Origin of the sequence: uncultured Pseudokineococcus sp., from assembly GCF_947495735.1 — a bacterium.
Classification (GTDB): Bacteria; Actinomycetota; Actinomycetes; order Actinomycetales; family Quadrisphaeraceae; genus Pseudokineococcus.
This window is the reverse complement of the sequence record NZ_CANMAA010000001.1, coordinates 669915-691337: the sequence shown is the minus strand read 5'-3', so window position 1 is coordinate 691337 and position 21423 is coordinate 669915. Positions and strand designations below refer to the sequence as shown.

Genomic DNA, 21423 nt, shown 5'->3' with positions numbered 1-21423 from the left:
TCCCGGCTGCCGACTGCGGCCGGGCGGTCCCGCAGGTACCGTCCGAGGCATGCGCCTCTCCGCCGACGTCAGCTACCCCGCCAGCGCCGCCGAGGTGGCGCGGATGCTCGCCGACCCCGGCTTCGTCGACGCCCGTGACGAGGCCACCCACCCGGTGGCGCACAGCGCGGAGGTCGAGGGGTCTCCCGAGGGCGCCTTCGTCGTCCGCAGCACGCGCACGATGCCCACCACGGACTTCCCGCAGGCGGCCCGCCGCTTCGTCGGCGAGACCGTCGAGATGGTCCAGGTCGACTCCTGGGAGGCCCCGGCGGCCGACGGCTCCCGGACCGGGACCACCACGATGGACCTCGTCGGCGCCCCCCTCACCGTGCGCACGTCGCTGCGCCTGCGGGCCGACGGCCCGGACGCCTGCACCGAGACCATGGAGGGCGAGCTCAAGGCCTCCGTGCCGCTCATCGGCGGCTCGCTCGAGAAGGCGGCCGCACCCTTCGTGCAGGACGCCATCCGCAGCGAGGAGGCCCTCGGCCGGCGCTGGCTGGCCGAGCACGCGGGCTGAGGCCCCGTCGCCGGACCCTCCCCAGCCCCGGGACGGCGCGGTGGCGACGCCGCTCGGCGCCCGCGACCGGCCCGCCCGGACGAGCGCCGGGCTCAGCCGTCGCCCAGGAGCGCGCCCAGCTCGCGGGCGTCGTACCAGAGCAGGTCGCCGTCCTCGGCGCCGTCCACGACGAAGGCCGCGTCCTCGTCGCCCGCCCGCGCTGCCGGGAGCGCCTGCGCGGCAGCACGGACGGCCTCCTGCGCGTCCGGCTCGTCGCAGTGGGCGCTGACCACCGCGCTCAGCGGCAGGGGCCGGGCCAGCTCGACCGCGGTGGGGGGCTCGTCGTCGAGCGGGCCGCCGAGGGCGCGGACGTCCCCGTCGGGCACGTCCGCCGCCAGCACGAGCCGGCGGCGCGGGGCGGTGCCGTCCTCGGCCAGCAGGGCCAGGGAGTCCGTAGCGGCGTCGAGCAGCGCCGAGAACTCCAGCTCCTCCTCGTCGCCGCCGGAGTACCACTCCCGCACCGCCGGCGTCACCGCCCGCGCGCGCGGCGCCGTGGCGGAACCGGCGTCGAGCCAGGCGGCGAGCAGCGGCAGGGTGGCCGGGACGTAGACGCGCACGGGCCCATCCTGCCCCCGCCCGGGTCGGCCCGGCGCAGTCGGCGTCAGCGCGAGCGGGCGCCGGGGACCGCGCCGGTCACCTCGACGAGCTCCGCCAGGGCGTCTGCGACGCACCCCGCCAGCACGTCGAGGTCGGGGACGCCGTCCCGGTCGGCGTTGAGCCCGAACGTCACCGCCCCGTCGTAGCTGTTGACGCCCACCGCCAGGCCCTGCCCCGCGGCGAGCGGGATCACGGGGTAGGCCGCCCGCAGGCGCACCGGCCCGACGTAGAGCGGATGCTGCGGGCCCGGCACGTCGGTGACGACGAGGTTGAACACGCGGTGGCTCAGCGAGCCGGCGACCCGCACCCCCAGGGAGTGCAGCGTGGGCGGGGCGAAGCCGGCGACCCCGGCGAGCTCGCGCGCGCTGACGCGGCGGCCGCCCGAGCCGCGGCGCATGGCGAAGGAGACCTGCTGCAGGCGCACGACCGGGTCCGGCTCGCCGACGGGCAGGTCGACGAGGTGGCCGACGACGTGCGTGGCCGGCAGCACCGACCCGAGACCGGGCTCCTCCTCCGGGGCCTCGACGCTCAGCGGGACGAGCGTGCGCACCACCGTCGAGGGGCCGACGCCGAGCCCCCGCGCCAGCATCCAGGCGCGCAGGGCGCCGGTCAGGACGGCGAGGACCACGTCGTGCAGGTCCGTGCGGGGCCACAGCTGCGCCGGCTCCCCGGCCGCCCGGGGCTGGGCCGCGGGGCGGCGTCGGCGCGGCCCGTCGTCCAGGGCCCGCCGGACGGCCCGGTAGTCCTCCAGGTCGGTGTCCACGACCGCGAAGCGGCGCTGCTCGCCGACGACGACGTCGAGGGGGCTGCCCTGCGGCCCCGTGGCCGAGCTGGCGGCCCGCGCCAGGCCGGTGGCCGTGCCCGCGGCCCGGCGCAGGGTCGCCCGGACGTCCCCCGCGCCGGAGCGCAGCGTGTCGAGCACCTGCGGGGGGCGGCGGACGGCGTCGACGACGGCACCGGTCACGAGCTCGACCAGCGAGGGCTCGCGCGAGGGGCGCCACGTCGTCCCCGGCGGGGCCGCGGCGCTCGGGGCGTCGTCCCACAGGACCTGGCCGAGGTCGACGGCCGCCTCGCCGTCGACCATCGCCTGGTGGGTCTTGGTGATGATGGCCAGGCCGCCGTCCTCCAGGCCCTCGACGAGGTAGACCTCCCACAGGGGGCGCGTGCGGTCCAGCCGCCGGGGCTGGACCCGTGCGACGAGCTCGGTCAGCTGGGCGCGCGAGCCCGGGCGGGGCAGGGCCGTGCGGCGCACGTGGTGGGCCAGGTCGAAGCGCTCGTCGTCGACCCAGACGGGGTTGGCCAGGTGGCCGGGCACGCTGCGCACGCGCTGCCGGTAGCGCGGGATGTAGGCGATGCGGGCCTCGACGGAGCGGGCGAGGTCCTCGACGTCGAAGCCCTCGGGCGGCGCCTCCAGCACCATCACCGAGCCGACGTGCATGACGGTGGCGCCGTCCTCCAGGTACAGGTAGGACGCGTCCAGCGCGCTCAGCCGGTCGGGCACCGCACCCCCTCGGGTCTCGTCGTCCGGGTCTCGTCGTCGTGTCTCGTCGTCGTGTCTCGTCGTCGTGTCTCGTCGTCCGGGTCCGGTCCCCCGGGTGCGGACCGGTGGTGCCGGTCCGCCCGGCCAGGGTGCCCCACACCCCGCGGGACGCGGCGCGGTGGTCCACCACCCGCGCGCCGCGCCGCGCCGCGCCGCTCAGCCGGCCCGACGCCGCCCGCGCCGGCGCCGGGAGGACGCGCGCGCCGCGGCGACCTCGGCGCCCTCGCGCCCCCCGGGGCCGGCGCGCCGCAGCTGCGCGGCGAGCCCCGCCAGCGCGAGGCGGGCCGGCGAGCGCGGCGCGCTCTCCACCAGCGTCCGCCCCGCGAGCAGCGCGGCGTCGAGCGCCGGCCGGTCGTCGGGCACGAGCACCACGTCCTGCCGGCCGGCGAAGCGCTGCAGGGCGTCGCGCACCCGCGCCTCCGGCGGGGAGCCGACCGCGGAGGCGCGCACGCGGGTCACCACGACCAACGGTGGTGCGGCCGAGGGCACCGCCTCGGCCAGCTCGGCGAGGCCGCGCACGAGCCGCTGGAGGCCCACCGCGTCGGCGGCCCCGACGACGACGACCTCGTCGGCCGCCGCCAGCGCGCTCAGCGCCGCCCCGTTGCGCCGCGGGGCCGCGGTGTCGTAGGTCAGCTCCTCGTCGGCCTCCAGGGGCGAGCCGAGGTCGACGACGACCCAGCGAGCCTGCTCCCGCGCGACCTCCCACACGCGCTCGAGGGAGGCGGGGGCGAGCTCGGGCCACCGCGCGCTGCGCGTGACGCCCGTGAGCAGCCGCAGGCGCGGCGCCACCTGCACCGCGGCGCGCGCCAGCGCCCGGGCGTCCAGGACGCCCGACCCCGCCGAGCGGCAGGCGGACGCGAGCCCCGGTGACTCGTCGAGCACCCCCAGCACCTGCGCCGCGCTGGCGGCGTGCGTGTCGGCGTCCGCGAGCAGGACCTCCTCGCCCGCGGCGGCCAGCTCCGCGGCGAGGCCGGTCGCCACGGTGGTGCGCCCGGGTGCGCCCGGAGGTCCCCAGACGGCGACGAGGCGGCCGGGCGCCGCGCCGGGCACCGGCGGCTCCGGGAGGCCCAGCGGGTCCTCGACCGGGTGCGGCTCCTCGGGGCCGACGGCCTCGAGGGCGTCGGCGGGGTCGGCCGTGCCCGCGCGGGCACGGCGGTCCTGCTCCTGCGAGGAGCCCGTGCGGGCGAGGGCGTCGGCGGCCCCGGACGGGGTGGGCTCGCGCTGCGCCGCGAGGACCAGCTCCTCCAGCTGGCCCGCGGACGCGTCGACCGGTGCGACGGCGGAGACCCCGAGCGCCCGCAGCCGGGGCTCCTGCTCGCGCAGGGCCGCGGGTGCGGCGAGACCGACGACCACCACGCCGGCGGAGGTCAGCCGCGCGACCGAGGCCCGGTCCAGCCGGTGCAGGTCGGCCGACACGAGCGCGGCGCCGGCGCGCCCGGTCGCGGCCACGGCCAGCAGCTCGGCGAGGTCCGCGCAGCGGCGCAGGACGACCAGCGAGCGCGAGCGCTCCAGCGCGCTGACCAGGGGGGCCTCCCACGCCCCGGTGACCGCGACGAGCACCCCCGTCTCACCCACCGCTGCTCCCCGCGACGGCCGGGTCCCCACCGGGAGCCGCTGGCGCCGCCCCCGCCGGGGCGGGGGTCTCCGGAGCCGTGGCGGCAGCGGGCGGGGCGGTCACGGCGGGCGGGGCGCCCTCGACGACCGGCCCGCCGGCCGGTGGCGCCGGGGCCGGGGCCGGGGCCGGGGCCGGGGCCGGGGCCGACGGCGCGTCGTCCGGGACGGCCGTTCCGCCGTCCGGCAGCGCGGTGGCGGCCGGAGCGCTCGGAACCGCGCTCGCGGAGGGGGCCGGGGTCGCCGGCGGTGGGAGTGCGGCGTCGCCGCCGCCCGTCGCCCCGCCGGTCGCCGGCGCCGGGCCCGGGTCGTCCGCCGAGCCGCCCCCGGGCGTGAGCACCAGGTGGACGCGGGCGTCGGCGGCGAGGGCGGCGAGGACGTCGGGCAGGGCCTGCGTGCCGACGAGGACCTGGACGGTCGTGGTGGCCGCGGAGCCCAGGGCGCCGCTGTCGGCGTCGACCTCGGCGACGGGGGCGGCCGCGACGACGCGGCGCGGCTCGAGCAGCGCGCCCGGCGTCGCCAGGTCGACCGCCGTCACCCAGACGTCCACGAGGGCGCCCGGGACGAGCCCGCTCGGGAGCGCGCCCTGGACGGGCACGCCCACCGGGCGCACGTCGAGGGAGTCGGCCGAGCCGAGGGCGACCGCGGGCACGAGCTCGCCCGCCCCCACGCCCCGGAGGGCGACGAGGCCGTCCGCGGGCGGCTCCTCGGCGGAGACGTAGGCCCCGGCCCCGGCCCCGCCGTCGAGGCGCAGCCGCACGACGTCGAGCTGCGGGGCGCCCACCGCCTCGCCCGGCGTCAGCGCCTCCACCGCCGCGTAGACCGGCACCGTGCGGTCGGCCGCGGCGACCAGCCGGGCGCCGGCGACGACGGCCGCCAGCACGAGCAGGACGCCGACGAGCAGCCGCGGGTCCCTCCAGGACGGCATCGCGACCCTCCGTGCGGGCGCTGAGCCCGCCCTCGCCGCCCCCGGTAGGTCCGCCACGTCGTCCTCCTCCGCGCCGTCGGTGCCGCTGCATCGCGTCCTGCGCACCCGGCACCGGCGCCGAGGTGCGACGGCGCGATGCTGCCAGCGCCCGCGCCCGCTGCCGGCGCGTCGTCCACAGGCTCACCCGACCGAGCCGCGGAGTCCTCCGACCGCGTGCCAGACTCCGCGCCGCAGCCGCCGGCGGGGCACAGGGCCCCGGGCCGGCAGGCCCGACCCGAGGAGGGGACGTGCCCGCCCGATTCCTGCCGCTGGCGGACGTCGCGGAGATCCTCAGCATCTCCTCCGCGCAGGCCTACGCCCTCGTGCGCTCCGGCGACCTGCCCGCCATCAAGGTCGGTGGGCGCGGCCAGTGGCGCGTGGAGACGACCGAGCTCGAGGACTACATCCAGCGCATGTACTCCCAGACCCGCGCGCTCGTCGAGCGGGGCGGCCTGGAGGACGCCGACGAGGCGACCCGGTCGGGCGCTCCCGGGGAGCGCGCCGGGCGCTGACCCCGCCCCCGCGCTCCCTCCGCTGAGTCCCGAGCGCTGAGTCCCGGGCCGCCCCGTCCCCGCCGACCCATCCCCGCCGCTCCGTCCCCGCCGCTCCGTCCCCGCCGCTCCGTCCCGGGCGCTCCGTCCCGGGCACCGCGCCTCAGGCGCTGCGGACGACGAGGACCGCCGCGAGCGGGACGGCGCGCACCTCCAGGACGGCGCCGGGGCGCCGCGCCTCCCCGACCGGGTGCAGCGCGAGGTCGACGTGGTCGCCGGCGACGCGGTCGAGCGTCCCCGCGAGCTCGGCCCCGGGCACCGACACGCGCACGGGCGCGCGGTCGCGCACGAGCGCCCGCAGGGCCGAGCGGAGGGTCAGCCGGCGCAGCACCTCCCCCGCCGGCACCGCGACGCGCCGCGGCAGACCGGCGACCGAGCCCACCGCCCCCAGCGGCACGAGCGCCTGGCCCCGCGCGCTCGAGAGCACCACCCACTCGGGGCCGACGTCCTCGACGCGGCCCGCGACGACAGCGCCGTCGCGCAGGTGCACGACCACCTCGCCCCCTGCCGCGGCGCGCAGGCGGTCCGCCAGCCAGACGTCGGCCTGCTCGGCGCGGGTGCGGTCCGCCACCTCGGCCCGCAGGTCCACCGCCGTCGTCTCGTCCAGCTGGGCCTCGAGGTCTGCGAAGAGCCGCTCCCAGCGCACGGCCGCACGCTACCCGCAGGGGGGACGGACGGACACTGACGAGTGGTGATCGACAGCAAACGGCGTCAAACGATGGCCAGCAACACCGTCCGCGGTCTACAACAGCCCCAGCAGCTGGACCACGCACGCCGCAGGCGTGCCGACCCGAGGAGACGCCGTGCCCTCCACCGCCGTCCCGCAGGACCCCGCTCCCCCCGCACCGCCCGAGGAGAGCTCGCGCTGCGGCGCGGGCCGCGGCAGGGCCCTGGGCGTCCTCGCCGTCGCCGCGGTCCTCGGCGCCCTCGGAGCCGGCGCTCTCGTGACGGCCCTGCCCGCCCTCGCGTCGGCGTCCTCCCCCGCCACCACGGCGGAGGACCTGCTCGTGGGCCTCGCCGCCGGAGCCGGTGGCGCGCTGGCGGCGACCTGGGCGCTCGCGGCGGCCCTGGTGGCGCTCGCGCGGCTGGCCCCGCGCGCCGGAGCGGCCTCCGCGCTCGCCCGGGTCGCCCAGCGGCTCCTGCCGTCTGTCCTGCGCGGGCTGCTCGTGATCGCGCTCGGCGCCGGACCGGTGGCTGCGGCCGGCCCCGCCCTGGCGGCCACCCCCGCCGTCTCCGTCAGCTCCGCCGTCGCCGGCGTCCCGGCCGGAGGAGACCCGGCCGGAGGAGACCCGGCCGCGGGAGCCGGCGCGACGTCGCCCGAGCACCCGACCTCGGTCGTCGCCGCGGCGTCCGGGACCGCGGAGGCCCCGGAGGGCGTGCCGGACGTCACGTGGCGCCCCTCGCCGCCGCCGCGCCCGACCAGCGCGGCGGTCGACGCCGCGGCCTCCCTGGTCGTGCCGCAGCCCCGGGCCGCCGACGACGGCCGCGAGCGCCCCGGCGAGGTGGTCGTCGTCCGCGGCGACACCCTCTGGGACATCGCCCGCCGCGCCCTGCCCGCCGGCGCGGACGACGCCGAGGTGGCCGCGGCGTGGCCGGCCTGGCACGAGGCCAACCGGTCGGTCGTCGGCGACGACCCCGACCACCTCCTGCCCGGCCAGCGGCTCGTGCCCCCGGGGCGGACCGCGCCGGCCGCAGGAGACCTCCCGTGAGCGCGCCGGTGAGCACCGCCGCCGCTCCTCCCCGCCCGCGGCGGGCGCGACCGGCGGGCTGCGCCGCGACCCCGACGGCCGTGCCGGACGCCACCGGCGCCCCGCGGGTGCGCCTGGCCCCCGTCCCGAGCACCGAGCCCGCGCCGCTGGCGGGAGTGGGCCGGCCCGGTCTGGCCGACGCGTCCCAGCCGGCCGGTCAGCAGGTCCTCGTCCTGACCTCCGGGCGCTCCGCGCGCCCCGGCGCCTGCGACGTCGACCCGGTCGTCGCGGCGCGCCCCAGCGCGGACGAGGAGCTCTCCGACCCCACGGCCACGTGCGCGGCCCTCGCGGGCGCCGTGGTGGAGGTGCTCTCCGGGCACCGCCCGGCGGCCCAGCTGGTCCGCTGGACGACGCTGGAGGTGCACGAGGGCCTCGTCCGCCGGGCGGCCCTGGCGGCCCGCCTGCGCCGGCCGCGCGCCGGCACCCGCGGCCCCGCCCGCACCGGGCGCCCCGCCGTCGTGCGGCGCGTGCGCGTCTGCCGCCCGGCCGAGGGCGTGGTCGAGGCCTCCGCCGTCGTCGTCGACGGCGAGCGGGTGCGCGCCGTGGCGATGCGCCTCGAGGGCTGGGACCGCCGCTGGCGGGCCACGGCGGTCGAGGTCGGCTGAGCCGGGCGCGGACGCGCCGGCGGCTCAGCCCTGGCGGCGCCCCTGCCGGCGCTGAGCCCGGTTGCCGTCGCCCGAGACGCGCGTCCCGTCGGCGTTCTCGATCTTCTGCTCCACGCCGTCCTCGGTGTCCACCGACCCGGCGCTGTAGGCCAGGCGCTGCGGCGTCTGCGGGGTGTCGAGCCCCTTCGCCCTCAGCTGGGGAGCGGCCGCCGCGATGCCGGCGCCCAGGGCGCCGGTCGGCGCCGCGGCCTCCGGGGCGGGGGGCTGCACCTGCACGTCGAGGTTGAAGAGGTAGCCGACGGACTCCTCCTTGATGGCGTCCATCATCGCCGTGAAGAGCAGGTAGCCCTCGCGCTGGTACTCCACGAGCGGGTCGCGCTGGGCCATGGAGCGCAGCGAGATGCCCTCCTGCAGGTAGTCCATCTCGTAGAGGTGCTCGCGCCACTTGCGGTCCAGCACCGACAGGACGACGCGGCGCTCCAGCTGGCGGGTCGCCGCCTCGCCCAGCTGCTCCTCGCGGCGCTCGTAGGCCAGCTTGACGTCGCTCAGCACCTCCTCGAGGAGCAGCTCGCGCGTGATCTGGTTGCGGCCGCCGGCCTCCTCCTCGAGGTCGGCCACCGACAGGCTGATCGGGTACAGCGTCCCCAGGGCGGTCACGAGCTGGTCGAGGTCCCAGTCCTCGGCGAAGCCGTCCGCCGTCGCGGCGGTGATGTAGCCGGTCACCACGTCCTCGACGAAGTGGGCGACCTGCTGCTGCAGGTCCTCGCCCTCGAGCACGCGACGGCGCTCGTCGTAGATGACCTGGCGCTGGCGGTTGAGGACGTCGTCGTACTTCAGGACGTTCTTGCGGATCTCGAAGTTGCGGGCCTCGACCTGGCCCTGGGCGCTCTGGATCGCCCGGCTGACCACCTTGGACTCCAGCGGCATGTCGTCGGGGAAGCCGGTGCGCGACATCAGCGACTCGGCGGCGCCGGAGTTGAACAGGCGCATCAGGTCGTCGCGCAGGGAGAGGTAGAAGCGCGACTCCCCCGGGTCGCCCTGGCGGCCCGAGCGCCCGCGCAGCTGGTTGTCGATGCGCCGCGACTCGTGGCGCTCGGTGCCCAGCACGTAGAGCCCGCCGAGCTCGACGACCTCGTCGTGACCGGACCGCACGGCGTCCTCGGCCTCGGCGAGCACCTGCGGCCACAGGGCCTCGTACTCCTCGGGCTTCTCGGCCGGGTCCAGGCCCTGCTCGTGCATGCGGCTGACCGCCAGGAACTCGGCGTTGCCGCCGAGCATGATGTCGGTGCCGCGGCCGGCCATGTTGGTGGCGACGGTCACGGAGCCCTTGCGGCCCGCCATGGCGACGATGGCCGCCTCCCGGGCGTGGTGCTTGGCGTTGAGCACCTCGTGGCGCACGCCGCGCTTGGCCAGCTGGGCGCTGAGCCGCTCGCTCTTGCTCACGCTGGTCGTGCCGACCAGGACGGGCTGGCCCGCCTCGTGGCGCTCGGCGATGTCCTCCACGACGGCGTCGAGCTTGGCCTCCTCGGTCTTGAAGACGAGGTCGGCCTGGTCGATGCGCTGCATGTCGCGGTTGGTGGGGATCGGGATGACGCCGAGCTTGTAGGTGCCCTGGAACTCGGCCGCCTCCGTCGTGGCGGTGCCCGTCATCCCGCCGAGCTTGTCGTACATGCGGAAGTAGTTCTGCAGCGTGATGGTCGCCAGCGTCTGGTTCTCCGCCTTGACCTCCACGCCCTCCTTGGCCTCGATGGCCTGGTGCATGCCCTCGTTGTAGCGGCGGCCCGACAGGATGCGCCCGGTGTGCTCGTCGACGATGAGGACCTCGCCGTCCTGCACGACGTAGTCCTTGTCGCGCGTGAACAGCTCCTTGGCCTTCACCGCGTTGTTGAGGTAGCCGACGTAGGGCGTGTTCACCGAGTCGTAGAGGTTGTCGATGCCGAGCCGGTCCTCGACCTTCTCGATGCCGCTCTCGAGCACGCCGACGGTGCGCTTCTTCTCGTCGACCTCGTAGTCCTGCTCGATCGTGAGACCGCGGGCGACCTTGGCGAACTCGGCGTACCAGCGCGTGGCATCACCCTGCGCCGGGCCGGAGATGATGAGCGGCGTGCGCGCCTCGTCGATGAGGATCGAGTCCACCTCGTCGACGATCGCGAACGCGTGGCCGCGCTGGACCATCTCGCTCGTCTGCCACGCCATGTTGTCGCGCAGGTAGTCGAAGCCGAACTGGGTGTTCGTGCCGTAGGTGATGTCCAGCGCGTACTGCTCGCGCCGCTGCTCCGGCCGCATGCCGTCGGTGATGCAGCCCGAGCTGACGCCGAGGAAGCGGAAGACGCGCCCCATCAGCTCGCTCTGGTAGGACGCGAGGAAGTCGTTCACCGTGATGACGTGGACGCCCCGCCCGGTGAGGGCGTTCAGGTAGGCCGGCAGCGTCGCGACGAGCGTCTTGCCCTCGCCCGTCTTCATCTCGGCGATGTTGCCGAGGTGCAGCGCGGCACCGCCCATCACCTGGACGTCGAAGTGGCGCTGGCCGAGGCTGCGGCGGGCCGCCTCGCGGCAGTTGGCGAAGGCCTCCGGGAGCAGGTGGTCGAGGGACTCGCCGTCGGCGATGCGCTCGCGGAAGCGCTCGGTCTCCTCGCGCATCTCGGCGTCGGTGAGCTTCTCGAAGTCCTCCTCGAGGGCGTTGACCTGGTCGGCCAGGCCCTGCAGCCGCTTGACCGAGCGGCCCTCGCCGGCCCTCAGCAGCTTCTCGAGCATCCCCACGTCGCGCGCTCCCTCGTCGTCCGCGCGCGCGGAGCGCCCTGTCGGGCTCCCGCGGCGCTGGTCAGGTCGGCCGTCATGCTACGCACGCAGGGCGTGCCGACGGTCACGCCTCGCAGTCGCGGGACGAGCTCGGGAGGCGCTGGGGCGCGCGTCAGCCGGCGACGAGGTCCTGCTGGTCGGGGTGGTCCTCGAGGTAGGAGGCGACGTACGCGCAGTCGGGGCGCAGGTGCAGCCCGCGCCCGCGCAGGTCGTCGAGCACCGCGCCGACGAGCCGGCCCGCCAGCCCCTCGCCCTGGCGGTCCTCGCGGGTGACCGTGTGCGTCAGCGCCACCACGCCCTCGCCCGCGGGCTCGAACGCCAGCACCACCACCTCCTCGTCGCCGTCCAGCAGGACGTAGCTGTCCTCGCGCCGGTCCACGGTCGTCTGCGTCGCCATGCGCGCCACCCTGCCTCCGGCGGGCCCCGCGCGCCCGCTCGGGCGCTCTCCCTGGCGACGCCCGCCCCGAGCCGACCCGGTCAGGGGGCGACCGACGGGAACCTCGTTGCCCGAGGGGCGCAGGGCGCGGCAGGGTCGCCCGGTGACCACCCCGAGCGCCCGGGCGACGCCCGACCGACCGCCCGAGCTGCTCGCGGCGGGAGGCGTCCTCCTGCGCGCGTACCGGCCGGACGACGTCGACGCCGTCCTGGCCACGGCCACCGACGAGACCTTCGCGCGGTGGACGACCGTGCCGGTGCCGAGCCGGCGCGCCGACGCCGAGCGCTTCGTCCTCGAGGTCGTCCCGGCGGGCTGGGCGAGCGGTGACGTCCTGACGTGGGCGCTCGAGGTGGACGGCGCGCACGCCGGGAACGTGGGCCTGCGCACCACCGCGACCCCGGGCGTGCTCTCCGTGGGCTTCGGCCTGGACGCCGGCCACCGCGGTCGCGGCGTCCTCTCGGCGGCGCTGCGCACCCTGCTGCCGTGGGCGGCCGAGCACGGGTGCGAGGCGGTGCGCTGGAGCGCCCACGTCGGCAACTGGGCGAGCCGGCGCGTCGCGTGGGCGACGGGCTTCCGCGTGGAGGGCACCGTCCGCCGGGCGGAGGCCCAGCGCGGGCAGCTGCGCGACTGCTGGACGGGCACCTGGTGCGCCGGGGACCCGACCACCCCCGCGACCACCTGGCTCGACGTGCCGCGCGTCGACCTCGGCGACGTCGTCCTGCGCCCGTGGGCCGACGAGGACGTCCCCCGCGTCGTGGAGGCGTGCACCGACCCGCTCACCCGGCAGTGGCTGCCCCACCTGCCGGACCCCTACGAGCCGGAGCAGGCCGCCGGCTTCGTCGAGAGCACGCGCCTGGGCGCCGCCGAGGGGCACGCGGTCGGCTGGTGCGCGGCGGACGCGCGCACCGACCTGGCGCTGGCCTCCGTGACCCTCTTCGGCCTGGGCCAGGGCGGGCGCCCCGCGGAGCTGGGGTACTGGGCGCACCCGGACGCCCGCGGGCGAGGCGTCGTCACGAGCGGGGTGCGGGCAGCCGCGCGCCACGCCCTGCTGCCGGCGGACGTCGGCGGACTGGGCCTGCCCGCCGTCCTCCTGCGCGCCGAGCCCGGCAACGCGCCCAGCCGCGCCGTCGCGCAGCGCGCGGGCTTCGCGAGCGCCGGCTGGGACCTGGCGCCGGGGCTCCCCGAGCAGGGCCCGACGACGCTGGACCGCTTCGTCCTGCGCGCCCAGGACCTGCCGCCCGCCTGACGCGCCTCTGCTGGCACTTCGTCGTCACTTCGCCGTCCGAGAGCGCCCCTCCCGGCACCTCGTCGCCTCTCTGCCGTCTGGGGGCCGCCACTCCCGGCACTTCGTCGTCACTGTGCCCTCCGGGGGCGCCACTCCCGGCACTTCGTCGTCACTGTGCCGTCCGAGGGCCGCCTCTCCCGGCACCTCGTCGTCACTCCGCCGTCCGGGGGCGCACCCGACGGCAGAGAGGCGACGAGGTGCCGGGCTCAGGTGCGCGCGAGGGCCTCGGCCAGGCGCGGAGCCAGGTCACCGGGGCCGGCGACGGCGACGTCGTCCAGGCCGAGCCAGCTCGCCGTGGAGCGGAGCTCGCCGGCCAGCTCGTCGGCGACGTGCTCGGGCGCGTGCGGCTCGGCCCACGCGGCTTGCACGCGCAGGACGCCCGCCGACCGGTCGGCCTTGAGGTCGACCCGCGCGACGAGCTCGCCGTCGAGGAGGAGCGGCAGCACGTAGTACCCGTGCACGCGCTGGGCCGCGGGCACGTAGATCTCCAGGCGCAGCCGGACGCCGAAGAGCGCCTGCGTCCGGGAGCGCTCGAAGACGAGGGAGTCGAAGGGGGACAGCAGCGCCCGACCGCTCACGCGCCGGGGGAAGGCCGCGTCGCGGTGCAGCAGCGCCGGGCGCGCCCAGCCCCGGACGGCGACGGGGGCGAGGACGCCGTCCTCGACCAGCTCCTCGACGGCGCGGCGGCTCTGGGCGGGCCGCAGCCGGAAGTAGTCGCGCAGGTGCGCCTCGGTGGCCACGCCCAGGCTGCGCGCCGAGAGGGCCACGAGCTCCCGCACGGCGTCGGCCTCCGGCAGGTCGGGAGCCGACGAGACCTCCGGCGGCAGGACCCGCTCGGGGAGGTCGTAGCGCCGCTCGAATTGCGGCGTCCGCCCGGCGGCCGAGAGCTCGCCGGACCAGAACAGCTGCTCCGCGGCGGCTTTCACGTCCCGTGCGGGACCGGCCAGGACGGCGTCCGTGGGCGGGACCATCCACGAGCCGGCCGAGCTGCGCGGCGCCCCCGGGTGCAGCCGCGCCGTCACCTGCGCGGCGGTCATCGCCCCGCCGTCACCCACGACGTCGAGCACGTCCTGCAGCAGCCGCGGGCGCTCGGCGAGGATGCGCCGGTAGCGGCCCCACGCCTCCTCGGCGGCGCGCGCCATCCGCCAGCGCAGCAGCCGGTGGGTGCGGGGCGGCACGAGGCTGGCCTCGTGGGCCCAGTACTCGACGAGCCGCCGCGGCGGGCGCTCGGCGGCGCGGCGCAGCAGGTCGTCGTCGTAGGGGCCCAACCGGCTGAAGACCGGCAGGCGGTGGCTGCGGGCGACCACGTTGACCGAGTCGATCTGCAGGAGCCCGACCCGGTCGAGCACCCGCTGCAGGTGCCGCACGGTCGCAGGACCAGCCGGTCGCGGGTCGGTGAACCCCTGCGCGGCCAGCGCCGTCCGGCGGGCCTGGGCCGCGGTGAGGACCTCGCGCCGGCGACCGCCCGGCGACGACGCCGCCCGTGCGCTGCTCACCACGGCGGGGATGCTGCCACGCCCCTGCGGTCCGCGCCCCCGCCCGACCCCGGCCCGGGTGCCCGTGGCGCCCGGCCCCTAGCCCCCGGGGCTGGCCCGGACCTCGGGGCTGGCCCGGACCTCGGGGCTGGCGCAGACCCCGAACCCGCTCAGGCCTCGGGCTCGAGCAGCTTCTCCTTGACCGCGTACATGGCCGCCTCCATGCGCGAGTGCAGCTGCAGCTTCTCGAGCAGGTTCCGCACGTGGTTCTTCACCGTGTTCTCGGAGATCCACAGCTCTCCGGCGATGTCGCGGTTCGACCGGCCGCGAGCCACCAGGCGCAGGACCTCGAGCTCCCGGGCCGTCAGCCGGGGTGCGGGGACGGCGGGGGCGTCCGGCGTCACCGGGCCGCGACGGCTCAGCGCGGCGAACTCGGCGAGGAGGTGGCTGGCCATCGAGGGGCTGATGAGGGACTGCCCGCCGTGGACGGCGCGCAGGCTCGCCGCGACCTCCTCGGGCGGCACGTCCTTGAGCAGGTAGCCGTTGGCCCCCGCCTGCACGGCGCTGAAGAGGTCGGCCTCGTCCTCGCTCATGGTCAGCATCACGATCCGGGTGCTGGGCGCCACCTCGCGGATGGCCGCGCAGGCCTCGATCCCGCTGCGCCGGGGCATGCGCACGTCCATCAGCACGACGTCCGGGAGCAGCTCCTCGGCGCGGGCGATGGCCTCGCTGCCGTCGCTGGCCTCCCCGACGATGACGATGTCGTCGTCGAGCTCGAGGACGCGCTCCAGGCCGCGGCGGTACAGGACGTGGTCGTCGACCACGAGCACCCTGATCGGGTCGGCGGCGGAGGGCTCCACGCGCGCGACCACCGCCGAGGAGCTCCGGCCGCCGTCCTCCCAGGCGCGTCGGCCGTCGACTCGGCTCCTGGCGTCCGAGCCCCCGGCCACCTCCGTGTTCCGGCTGGCGACGTCCATGGTCCTCCCGTCCGTGCCGGCCCGCTCGTCGCGCGCCGGTGGCCCGCAGGAGCATGCCAGCGCACGCCCCCACCCGTCTCCACCGGATCGTCACGATCGAGCCACGGCCTGAGCGCGCCCAGCCCCGGGGCCGCGAAGGACCGGTGTCCGACTTCTTCGCCGCCGCGAGCCGGGCGGTTGGGTGGGGTTCGGTCCGGATCGCACCGAGGCCCGCGGTGCGGTCGCTGCGACCGCACCGCGGGCCCGCGGTCTCGTGCGTCCGGCGCTCCCTCCTGGGGGCCGAGGAGGTTCAGGCGCCGAGGCGCTCCGGTGCCACGAGCTCCTGGTCCGCCGGGTCGGGAGCCGCCTCCTCGGGCGCCTCCTCGAGCCGGATGACGCCGTAGCTCCAGCCGCGACGGCGGTACACCAGGCTCACGGCTCCCGTGCTGCGGCAGAGGAACAGGTAGAAGTCGTGGCCGAGCGCCTCCATCTGTGCGAGCGCCTCGTCGACGCTCATCGGGTGCGCGAGGTGGGTCTTCTCCCGGATGCGCACCGGGGAGGCGCCGACCGCGTCGGCGAGGCCGTGCTCGTCCTCCTCGCCCGCCCCCAGCGTGCCGACGACGGTGGCGACGTCCGCCGCCGCCGCGTCGTCGGGCTCCGGCGGGGCGGCGTCCGGCACCTCGGAGCTCGCAGCCCCCTCGGGGACGGCCGCCAGCGGCGGGAGGTCGGCGCCGTCGACCGGGACGCCGCGCCGCACCGACGGCGGCGTCTGGCGGCCGTGGTGGACCTTGCGGCGGTCGCGCAGGCGCCGCAGCCGCTCGAGCAGCTTCTCCTCGGCCAGGTCCAGGGCGCCGTGCACGTCGTCCGCGCACGCCTCGGCCCGCACGACCTCGCGGCGGTGGCGCAGCGTCAGCTCGACGCGCTCGCAGCTCTGCGGCTGGCGCTGGTTGGGCTCGTGGCTGACCACGACGTCGAGGCGGTCGGCGCGGGGAGCGATCTGCTCGACCTTCGCGAGCTTCTCCTCGAGGTGACGGCGGAACCTCTCCGGCACGGTCGTGTGGCGGCTGGTGAGCGTGATCTCCATCGGTCCTCCTGCGTGGGGGGTGGGACTCGCCCCGCCGCCGTCGGCGTCCTGGCCGTGGCGGCGGTCGCTCGGTGCTCAGGCACCACCTCCCCGCGACGGTGCGGGAAGGGAGCGAGCCCCGGACGACAGGCGCCCGGGGAGCAGGGGGGCGAGCGGCCGCGCCGGCGTCGCGTCGGGGCGCCGGGCGTCATCGCGAGGAGCCTCGGCACCGGGTGCGTGGGCGCGGGGGTCCCCGCCGCCGGAGCGCTCGCGGCGGAGGGGCTCAGGGCGGAGGACCCGCGCGACGAGGTGCCCGGGGCGCCGCACGGCCGACGTCGCCCGGCGGGTGTCGCGGGCGCGCGCCGAGCCCGGGGACGACCGCCGGTGGAGCTCCATGTCGGGACGCTAGCGGCCATCCGGCGGCGGCGACACCCCGGCCCGCCGTCCGGGTGCCCTCCGCCCACGAGCCGCCGGGTGCGCACGGGGAGGGGCGAGGACGGGACCGTCCCCGTCCCGGTCACGGCGCGTGACCTGGCGCGGCCGGCCCTGAGCCGCAGACGGTCTCGGCGCGCCGGAGCACCTCGCGCGCCGACGGTCGCCTCGCGGCCGCCGACCGGGGCTCGTGACGATCGGTCACCAACCGTCGCCGGAGGTGTCTCGACAGGTCGGGGCCTGGCCCGCTCCCGCCCCGCCGGGCGGTGCCGGGAGGCGGTGCCGCGAGGACCACGGCACCGCCCAGGACGCGGGTGCCGACGCCGGACAGGACCCGGGCGGCCTCGGCGAGCGTCGAGCCCGTGGTGACGACGTCGTCGACGAGGAGGCACCGGGCCGGGGGGCGCCCGCGCAGGTGCAGCGCTCCGCGGCGGGCCGCCGCGCGCTCGGTCGCCGTGCGCCCCACCTGGTCCCCCGCGCCGGCCCGCAGCGCCAGCACGGGCTCGACCCGCACGCGCACGCCCCGGTGCCGCAGCGAGCGGGCCCACCGCCGGGCGAGGTCGGCCACGAGGTCGTCGCCCCGGGCCCGGACGGCCGCCCGGGTGGAGGGCACCGGCACGAGCGCGAGGGTCTCGGCCCCGTCGCCGTCGCGCACGGCGGCGAGGACCGCGCCCTCCCCCGCGCGTCGCAGCGCGTCGGCGAGCACCGGCGACAGGTCGTGGCGCCCCCGCTCCTTCCACGCCAGCAGCAGCCGGCGCGGCGCACCGTCGTAGCGGGCCGCCGCGCGCACGGGCGGCGCGCCCGGCGCGGTGTGCTCGACCCGGCCCAGGGGCGGGGCGGCGAGGGACCACCGGCAGGTCGGGCAGAGGGCCACGTCCTCGCGCTCGCAGCCCGGGCAGTCCACCGGCCACACCAGCCGGCCGAGGGCGGTCAGCGCGGCGCGCGCCGGCCCGGGCGGCGGGGCGTGGCGGGCGGTGGTGCTCACGGGCGCCAGCGTGGTCGCCCCGGCCCCGGCGCCGGCTCGCGGCGGCGGGACTGGGGACGACGGGCGCCGTCCACAGGGAGAGCGCACGGCCCCGGCGTGCCCGGGGGCCGGACGAGGCGCGGGGTCGGTGCGCGGAGGAGGGGGCGCGGAGGTGGGAGCCGGTGCGCGGAGGCGTCAGCCCGGGTAGGACGGGTCGGTCGAGGTCTCGGAGCCGGGCCGCACGACCCAGGCCTGCCCAGCCGGCTCCAGGACCCCGCCGTCCGGCGCGTCGAGCAGGACCCGCACGGCGCCCTCGGCGGTGGTCAGGCGCTCGACCCCCTCCGGCACGTCGGAGGTCCTGATGGAGGAGCCGTCGACCACCACCCGCAGCAGCTGCTGGGAGCCCTCCGCGAGGGCTCCCAGCGCGACGACCGTGACGGGGTCCGCCCAGCCCACGTCGGTGACGGACGCGAGACCGGGCAGCGGTGAGCGCTCGGGCACCTCGAGGCGCTCGGGCGCGCCGTCCCCGGCGCGCACGACCGCGGCCACGTCCAGGTGCGCGGCGCCGTCCTCGAGCGAGGCCACCACGACGCGGGCGCCGTCGCGCGAGACCTGCAGCGCGAGGACGCGGCGCCCCGCGAGCCACGGGGCCCGCACGCGCACGACCTCGCCGCTGGCGTCCACGGCCAGCAGCCGGCCGCCCTCCACGGCTGCCGGCGTGGTCCACACCCAGCCGCTCGGGTCGACGCTGGGCGGCACGAGGGAGTCCCCGGTCAGCACGGTCCGCAGCCCCGGGTCACCGGCGCCGCCGGGCTCCTCGGGCAGGCCCACGAGCAGCTGGCTGCGCTGCTGCACGAGCACCGCGAAGAGCCCGCCGACCCCCGCGGCGGGGTCGCTCGGCAGCAGGGCGGAGACGTCCAGGAGGTCCGGGACCACCTGCGCGCCGTCGCCGTCGAGACGGGCGAGCCGCCCGCCGGAGAGGACCACCGGCGCCGACGCGAGCGCGGTGCCGTCCACGAGGCCCGGGTCGGCGGTCGGCACCTGCAGGGCGCTGCCCTCGGCGGAGAGCTGGACGTCCCGCACGCCCGGCACGGACCGCAGGGTGGCGCGCAGCTGGGCCCGCATGAGCGCCCGCTGCTGCGGGTCCGCGTCCCGCGCCTGCACCGACAGGTCGACGACCGCCGTCCCCGCGGGGTCCAGCGGCACCGCCGCCGGGGAGCTCAGCAGGACCGCGCCGGGCGGGAAGGCCGTGGTCACGGCGTCCGCGAGCCAGGGCGAGGGCCCCTCGAGCAGCTCCGCGACGAGGCGCGTCGCGCTCGGCGAGCGCCCCGGGAACCAGCGCACCTCCGGGACCAGCGCCGACCGGGAGGGGTCGAGGAACTGCAGCGGGTAGGCGCGGTAGATCTGCCGGAACACGTTCGAGTCCAGGACCACCTCGTCCGGCGGGTCGCTGACCCGCCAGGCCCCGTCGACGCGCACGACCTCGAGCTCGACGGCGTAGGAGCTGCGGGGCGGCGCCGTGGTCCACCGGCCGTCGCGGTCGACCTCGCCGACGAGCGGCGCCGTCACCCGCACCGTGCGCACAGAGCCCTGCGTGGCCGTGGGCTCCGGGCCGCCCGCGTCGGAGGACGGGACCGGCGAGTCGACGTCGCCCACGACGAGGCCGCCGGCGCCGACGACGACGACCCCCTCGGTGGGGCGCCAGGACTTCACCGAGGTCGGCGTGAGGAACAGGCGGGCGATCGAGTAGTCGTCGTCGAAGGCGGCCGACGCGCGCAGGAAGCCCTCCACGACGCCCTCCGGCGAGGACCCCTCGCGCGGGGGGTCCGCCAGGAGGCGGGGGACGGGGTTCGGCGCCAGCTGGGCCGGGCCCTCGAAGACCGCCCCGTCGCGGGGCAGGTCGACGCAGCCGGTGACGAGCAGCAGGACGGCGAGGAGGGCGGCCGCCGCGCGCGGCGCCCGCGCGCCGGACCGGGCGCTCCCCCCGCCCGCGGCGCGGCGACCCGCGCGCCCGGCGCCCGTCCCGCGGTCAGCCACGACGCCCGGCCGGGGGCGGGACGACGGGCAGGGACGCCGTCGCGATGGCGTCGGCGGCCGCCTCCGTGCCGGCGTCCCCCCACGCGCCGGGCGAGCCCGCGGCGCTGGGGACGAGCACCACGCCCGGCAGGGTCTCGACGAGGACGCTGGGGGCCGAGGGGTGGTCCGGAGGGGCCGCGGGGGCCAGGTCGAGCGGCATCGGCAGGGGGGACATGCCCACGTCGCCCTCCGCCGTCCGCGGCAGCAGGAGGCGGAAGGCGGCCCCGAGCCCGAGCTGGCCGACGACCTCGAGGCGGCCGCCGTGCAGGACGGCGTCCTCCGTCGCGATGGCCAGCCCGAGCCCGCTGCCCCCCGTCGTGCGGGCCCGGGCCGGGTCGGCACGCCAGAAGCGGTCGAAGACCCGCTCGGCGTCCTCGGGCCGCAGCCCGATGCCGTGGTCGCGCACGAGCACGGCCACCGCGGTCTCGTCGGCGGCCAGCTCGACCTCGACGGGGCGCCCCTCGGCGTGCTCGACGGCGTTGAGGACGAGGTTGCGCAGGACCCGTTCGACGCGGCGGGCCTCGACCTCCGCCGTCACCGGCTCCGCCGGCACCGAGACCTCCACGGCCACCGACTGGGCCGTGGCCACCGGCTCGGCGTGCTCGACGACGCGGACGACGAGCGCCCGGAGGTCCACCGGCTCGGCGTCCAGGGCCGCGGCACCGGCGTCGAAGCGGCTCATCTCGAGCAGGTCGGCCAGCAGCGCCTCGAAGCGGTCGAGCTGCGTCATCAGCAGCTCCGCCGACCGGGAGGCCGCGGGCTCGAGGTCGCCGCGGGCCTCGTGCAGCACCTCCCCCGCCATCCGCATCGTCGTCAGCGGCGTGCGCAGCTCGTGGGAGACGTCGGAGACGAAGCGCTGCTGCAGGTGCGAGAGCGCCGCCAGCCGGGTGATCTGCCGCTGCAGGGACCCGGCCATCTCGTTGAAGGAGCGCCCCAGGGCGGCGAGGTCGTCCTCGCCCCGGACGTCGACGCGCTGGTCGAGGTCGCCGGCCGACATCCGCGCGGCGGCCTCCGCCGCCTCCCGCACGGGCCGCACGACGAGACGGGTGACCACGGAGACGACGCCGCCCAGCAGCAGCACGAGCAGGAGCCCGCCGACGACGAGGACGCGCTGGACGGCGTCGAGCGTCGCCTGCTCCCGCGACAGGTCGATGACGAAGTAGAGCTCGTGCTCGCCGGCCAGGGCGAGGTCGACCCGCTGGCCCACCGCGAGGGCGGGGACGCTGCCCTCGCCCCTCGGCAGCGGGACCGGCGCCGCCTGCTGCGCGTCCTTGGTCTGCACCGCGTCGCGCAGGGCGTCGGGCAGCAGGCCGGGGGTCAGGCCGTCGCTGGCGATGCCGGTGACGGTGACCGACGCCCGGCTCTCCGGGACCCGCAGCAGGAGGATGCCCGCCGCTCCCTCGCCCCCGACGGACTCCAGCTGCTCGCGGTTGTCGGCCAGGAACTGCTGCAGCTCCACGGACGTGGGCACGTCCGCCTGGTCCAGCCGCTCCTGGAAGGCGCGCGCTCCCACCGCGGCCTCCTCGAACGCCTGGGTCCGGCGCGCGTCGAACAGGCGCTCGCTGATGGCGTCGGCGAGGAAGCCGCCGACCACCGCCATGGTCAGGGCGGACAGGGCGACGGTCAGGCCCACCACGCGCACCTGCAGGGAGCGGCGCCACCGCTGCGCCGCCCCGGTGCCCGCCGCGCTCAGACGCCGCGCTACGCGCCCCGCCACGCGCTC

18 protein-coding genes are annotated in these 21423 nt (G+C 78.1%); 5 read left to right on the top strand and 13 right to left on the bottom strand.

Features of this window, described 5'->3' with window-relative positions; translation table 11 throughout:
- Positions 1–49 precede the first annotated feature (49 nt).
- Positions 50–556, top strand: coding sequence for a DUF2505 domain-containing protein (locus Q0848_RS02885; protein ID WP_299034483.1), 507 nt, complete (start codon positions 50–52; stop codon positions 554–556).
- 92 nt (positions 557–648) lie between these two features.
- Here Q0848_RS02885 and Q0848_RS02880 read toward each other — a convergent pair whose 3' ends face one another.
- From Q0848_RS02880 to Q0848_RS02865, 4 genes are all read right to left on the bottom strand, one after another.
- Positions 649–1152: a DUF6912 family protein gene (locus Q0848_RS02880; RefSeq protein WP_299034480.1), complete on the bottom strand. Its 504-nt coding sequence runs from the start codon at positions 1150–1152 to the stop codon at positions 649–651.
- Positions 1153–1196: 44 nt separating this feature from the next.
- A complete protein-coding gene (locus Q0848_RS02875; RefSeq protein ID WP_299034477.1) occupies positions 1197–2693 on the bottom strand; it encodes a wax ester/triacylglycerol synthase domain-containing protein in 1497 nt (498 codons plus the stop codon).
- Positions 2694–2888: 195 nt separating this feature from the next.
- Positions 2889–4307 (bottom strand): hypothetical protein, encoded by a 1419-nt coding sequence (locus Q0848_RS02870; protein ID WP_299034475.1) that lies wholly within the window; start codon positions 4305–4307, stop codon positions 2889–2891.
- On the bottom strand, positions 4300–5271 hold the full coding sequence (locus tag Q0848_RS02865; RefSeq protein ID WP_299034473.1) for a hypothetical protein: 972 nt from the start codon (positions 5269–5271) through the stop codon (positions 4300–4302). The genes Q0848_RS02870 and Q0848_RS02865 overlap by 8 nt, the downstream gene beginning before the upstream one ends.
- Positions 5272–5558: 287 nt before the next feature.
- On the opposite strand from Q0848_RS02865, the gene Q0848_RS02860 reads away from it, so the two are divergent.
- Positions 5559–5822, top strand: coding sequence for a helix-turn-helix domain-containing protein (locus Q0848_RS02860; RefSeq protein ID WP_299034472.1), 264 nt, complete (start codon positions 5559–5561; stop codon positions 5820–5822).
- Positions 5823–5964: 142 nt separating this feature from the next.
- Here the strand turns inward: Q0848_RS02860 and Q0848_RS02855 are convergent, their stop codons facing one another.
- The gene (locus Q0848_RS02855) at positions 5965–6507 is read right to left on the bottom strand and encodes a hypothetical protein (protein WP_299034470.1); all 543 of its coding nucleotides are present in this window, start codon (positions 6505–6507) and stop codon (positions 5965–5967) included.
- A gap of 157 nt (positions 6508–6664) precedes the next feature.
- On the opposite strand from Q0848_RS02855, the gene Q0848_RS02850 reads away from it, so the two are divergent.
- Together Q0848_RS02850 and Q0848_RS02845 are read left to right on the top strand one after the other, a co-directional pair.
- Positions 6665–7570 carry a LysM peptidoglycan-binding domain-containing protein gene (locus Q0848_RS02850; protein ID WP_299034468.1) on the top strand — a complete coding sequence of 302 codons (906 nt, stop codon included), beginning with the start codon at positions 6665–6667 and terminating at the stop codon, positions 7568–7570.
- A complete protein-coding gene (locus tag Q0848_RS02845) occupies positions 7567–8214 on the top strand; it encodes an Rv3235 family protein (protein WP_299034466.1) in 648 nt (215 codons plus the stop codon). The genes Q0848_RS02850 and Q0848_RS02845 overlap by 4 nt, the downstream gene beginning before the upstream one ends.
- 24 nt (positions 8215–8238) lie before the next feature.
- Here Q0848_RS02845 and secA read toward each other — a convergent pair whose 3' ends face one another.
- Positions 8239–10968: a preprotein translocase subunit SecA gene (gene secA / locus Q0848_RS02840; protein ID WP_299034525.1), complete on the bottom strand. Its 2730-nt coding sequence runs from the start codon at positions 10966–10968 to the stop codon at positions 8239–8241.
- Between the two features lie 157 nt (positions 10969–11125).
- Complete coding sequence (locus tag Q0848_RS02835; protein ID WP_299034464.1) at positions 11126–11410, bottom strand: GNAT family N-acetyltransferase; 285 nt, start codon at positions 11408–11410, stop codon at positions 11126–11128.
- A gap of 142 nt (positions 11411–11552) precedes the next feature.
- Between Q0848_RS02835 and Q0848_RS02830 the strand changes: the two genes are divergently transcribed.
- Positions 11553–12695 carry a GNAT family N-acetyltransferase gene (locus Q0848_RS02830; protein ID WP_299034463.1) on the top strand — a complete coding sequence of 381 codons (1143 nt, stop codon included), beginning with the start codon at positions 11553–11555 and terminating at the stop codon, positions 12693–12695.
- Between the two features lie 245 nt (positions 12696–12940).
- Here the strand turns inward: Q0848_RS02830 and Q0848_RS02825 are convergent, their stop codons facing one another.
- The 6 genes from Q0848_RS02825 to mtrB all read right to left on the bottom strand — a co-directional run bounded on the left by Q0848_RS02825 (position 12941) and on the right by mtrB (position 21417).
- Complete coding sequence (locus Q0848_RS02825; RefSeq protein ID WP_299034460.1) at positions 12941–14233, bottom strand: winged helix-turn-helix domain-containing protein; 1293 nt, start codon at positions 14231–14233, stop codon at positions 12941–12943.
- Between the two features lie 146 nt (positions 14234–14379).
- Complete coding sequence (locus Q0848_RS02820) at positions 14380–15186, bottom strand: response regulator transcription factor (protein ID WP_299034457.1); 807 nt, start codon at positions 15184–15186, stop codon at positions 14380–14382.
- Between the two features lie 289 nt (positions 15187–15475).
- On the bottom strand, positions 15476–16249 hold the full coding sequence (raiA, locus tag Q0848_RS02815; RefSeq protein ID WP_299034454.1) for a ribosome hibernation-promoting factor, HPF/YfiA family: 774 nt from the start codon (positions 16247–16249) through the stop codon (positions 15476–15478).
- Positions 16250–16745: 496 nt separating this feature from the next.
- The gene (locus tag Q0848_RS02810; RefSeq protein ID WP_299034451.1) at positions 16746–17645 is read right to left on the bottom strand and encodes a ComF family protein; all 900 of its coding nucleotides are present in this window, start codon (positions 17643–17645) and stop codon (positions 16746–16748) included.
- Positions 17646–17819: 174 nt separating this feature from the next.
- Positions 17820–19661: an LpqB family beta-propeller domain-containing protein gene (locus Q0848_RS02805; RefSeq protein ID WP_299034448.1), complete on the bottom strand. Its 1842-nt coding sequence runs from the start codon at positions 19659–19661 to the stop codon at positions 17820–17822.
- Positions 19654–21417, bottom strand: coding sequence for an MtrAB system histidine kinase MtrB (mtrB, locus tag Q0848_RS02800; RefSeq protein ID WP_299034445.1), 1764 nt, complete (start codon positions 21415–21417; stop codon positions 19654–19656). The genes Q0848_RS02805 and mtrB overlap by 8 nt, the downstream gene beginning before the upstream one ends.
- Positions 21418–21423: the final 6 nt, after the last annotated feature.

Coding starts and splice junctions, on each gene's coding strand:
- Q0848_RS02835 (WP_299034464.1), bottom strand. CDS start 11,410: ATGGCGACGCAGACGACCGTGGACCGGCGCGAGGACAGCTACGTCCTG.
- Q0848_RS02865 (WP_299034473.1), bottom strand. CDS start 5,271: ATGCCGTCCTGGAGGGACCCGCGGCTGCTCGTCGGCGTCCTGCTCGTG.
- raiA (WP_299034454.1), bottom strand. CDS start 16,249: ATGGAGATCACGCTCACCAGCCGCCACACGACCGTGCCGGAGAGGTTC.
- Q0848_RS02885 (WP_299034483.1), top strand. CDS start 50: ATGCGCCTCTCCGCCGACGTCAGCTACCCCGCCAGCGCCGCCGAGGTG.
- Q0848_RS02820 (WP_299034457.1), bottom strand. CDS start 15,186: ATGGACGTCGCCAGCCGGAACACGGAGGTGGCCGGGGGCTCGGACGCC.
- secA (WP_299034525.1), bottom strand. CDS start 10,968: ATGCTCGAGAAGCTGCTGAGGGCCGGCGAGGGCCGCTCGGTCAAGCGG.